The following is a 2,368-nucleotide window of genomic DNA, read 5'->3' as shown; positions in this document are numbered from 1 at the left end:
CTTCTGGACCGGCGTTATGGTGACTGCTCAATGGCGGGAGGCTGAGCCCTCCCGCCATTGAGCTCATTTTTTGGAGAGCGAATAGTGTTTTTGTATCGATGCGTGCTCCTGATTGCGGCACTCCTGTTTTCCGCCAGCGCGGCGCAGGCCGCGGACCCGCTTCCGTCCTGGAATGACGGCCCAACCAAGGATGCGGTCGAAGCCTTTGTCATGAAGGTCACCGATAAGGACGGTCCGGACTTTGTCCCGCGTGCGGATCGCGTTGCCGTGTTCGACAATGACGGAAATCTCTGGGCCGAAAAGCCGGTCTATTTTCAGCTTCTCTTCGCCATCAATCGGGTGAAGGCCATGGCGCCCGATCATCCAGATTGGAAGGACAAGCAGCCCTTCAAAGGCGCGATAGAAGGGGACATGAAGGCGCTCGCCGCGTCCGGCGAGAGGGGGCTTCTCGAACTCCTGGCCGCCAGCCACACTGGCATGTCGTCCGCGGAGTTCCAGAAGATCGCGGGCGAGTGGCTCGCCACGGCGAAGCATCCGCACTTCAAGCGGGGCTACACCGAACTCGTGTATCAGCCGATGCTCGAGCTTCTGTCTTATCTGCGCGACAATGGATTCACCACCTATATCGTCTCCGGCGGCGGGATCGAATTCGTCCGCAACTTCTCAGAACCGGTCTATGGAATTCCGCCTGCGCAGGTCGTCGGCTCGAGCATCAAAACCGAATACAAACTCGTTGACGGCGAGCCGAAGATCATGCGCTTGCCGGAGATGAACTTTATTGACGATAAAGCCGGAAAGCCCGTCGGTATCAACCAACACATCGGCAAACGCCCCATCTTTGCGTCAGGCAATTCGGATGGGGATTTTGAAATGCTGGAGTGGACGACGGCGGGCGAGGGTCCGCGTTTCGGTCTCATCGTCCATCACACCGACGCCGAGCGGGAATATGCCTACGACCGGGACTCTCATGTCGGCCGCCTCGATAAGGCGCTCGATCAGGCAGCCGATCGCGGCTGGACCGTGATCGACATGAAAAACGACTGGAACCAGATTTTTCCGGCTCCCGACTAGCCGGCCTCCGCCTAACATAAGCAAAGGAGAGAAAAGAGGTTGCATCCCCTCCGAAAGATGCGTTGCCGAGCGTCCCGGACTGGGCGATATAGCATTGGTAGGGTCGGGCGCCCCGGAGGGGGTGTCCGATCATGGTGCCAGTGTGACACCGAGTAAAATGGCGCCCCAACGGCGCTGCCTAAGGAGAAAGACCCTATGAAACGATTGAGCCACGTCTTGTGTGGTGTCGCGGTCATGCTGATGGCTGCAAGCGCCGCCCCCGTCGCCAACGCTCAGGCATTGATGGTCTATAAGGACGGTGCTTCGGCCGCCCAGATCAAGAAAGACCGTGTCGCGTGCCACGAATGGGCTGTCCAGCAGACGAACTTCGACCCGACCGCAACGTATAAGGCCCAGGAGGCCGGCGTCCGGACAAAGACGATCATGGAAGTCTCTACCGCGCTGAACGAACAGGCAGGTGGTACGGATCCGCGCTGGACCGCAGGTGGGTTTGGCAATACGCGTACGTCTGCCGACGTTCGCCGTCTCAATGCACTTTATGCTGACTATCTCAGGGCCGGGGCACTATGCCTCGAAGGCCGCGGCTACGCCGTTACTCAATAGGAGCTCAGACCATGCGATCGATGATTTCTAAATCGGGCCTCGGGCTCATCTGTCTGCTCGCGGCTCCGGCGACTGTCTCCGCCGCCTCAGGCACCTATATGTGCGCATTCACTGATATATATGAGTGCGAGCCGGTGAAAGGTTGCAAACGCGTATCGCACGATTTTGCCAACCTCGCGCCAGTGCTGAAATTCGACTTCGACAAAAATGTCATGCATTCGGATGACTTTGGCTCCGAACCGCGAGAGGTTGAGATGAAGCACATCGAGCAGAAGGGCGATATCGTTCTGCTCCATGGTGTCGGCGCTAACCAGGAGTCGCCCCGCTCATACAGCGCAGCTATCTCCACCAAGACAGGCAAGATTCACGCTGGTATCAGCACGGCTGATGCCACTCTTTCGCTGACCGGAGACTGCGTGGACGGACTTTAGTCCGTGACACGACGGCCGGCAGTCGCCCGCCGGCAACAACAAGTTTGATGCAACGGGCAGGTGCTAGCACCTGCCCGTTCTTCGTGGGAAAGTGCTTCCTTTGTGCCCCATTCTCGTCCACAGAGCGGAGTCGTTTTGGACAGCCGACACAAACCCTCCGACATAAACGAGCCCTCGAATAAAGAGTCAGCGCCGGGGGTCGGTTCCACGCTGCCGACGCGTTCAAAGCTCTTTCTGTTGATCGGTGTCGCCGCGCTCGCGAG

Annotated in this window: 3 protein-coding genes; all 3 read left to right on the top strand. The window is 58.7% G+C overall.

Annotated features, from left to right (window positions below; genetic code table 11):
* The first annotated feature begins 84 nt into the window (after positions 1 to 84).
* The 3 genes from WBQ77_RS01735 (at position 85) to WBQ77_RS01725 (ending at position 2,105) form a co-directional block, all read left to right on the top strand.
* On the top strand, positions 85 to 1,071 hold the full coding sequence (locus WBQ77_RS01735; protein ID WP_424045592.1) for an HAD family hydrolase: 987 nt from the start codon (positions 85 to 87) through the stop codon (positions 1,069 to 1,071).
* Between the two features lie 195 nt (positions 1,072 to 1,266).
* Complete coding sequence (locus tag WBQ77_RS01730; protein WP_424045593.1) at positions 1,267 to 1,674, top strand: hypothetical protein; 408 nt, start codon at positions 1,267 to 1,269, stop codon at positions 1,672 to 1,674.
* 11 nt (positions 1,675 to 1,685) lie between these two features.
* Positions 1,686 to 2,105 carry a hypothetical protein gene (locus tag WBQ77_RS01725; RefSeq protein WP_424045594.1) on the top strand — a complete coding sequence of 140 codons (420 nt, stop codon included), beginning with the start codon at positions 1,686 to 1,688 and terminating at the stop codon, positions 2,103 to 2,105.
* The last annotated feature ends 263 nt before the right edge of the window (positions 2,106 to 2,368 follow it).

It is taken from the genome of Methyloceanibacter sp. (assembly GCF_049590335.1).
In the GTDB taxonomy this organism is placed as follows: domain Bacteria; phylum Pseudomonadota; class Alphaproteobacteria; order Rhizobiales; family Methyloligellaceae; genus Methyloceanibacter.
Note: the sequence above shows the minus strand (reverse complement) of the source record. Positions and strands in the feature narration are given on the sequence as shown.

Bases quoted from the DNA above. Each gene is read 5' to 3' on its own strand.
- WBQ77_RS01725 (WP_424045594.1), top strand. From the start codon at position 1,686: ATGCGATCGATGATTTCTAAATCGGGCCTCGGGCTCATCTGTCTGCTC.
- WBQ77_RS01730 (WP_424045593.1), top strand. From the start codon at position 1,267: ATGAAACGATTGAGCCACGTCTTGTGTGGTGTCGCGGTCATGCTGATG.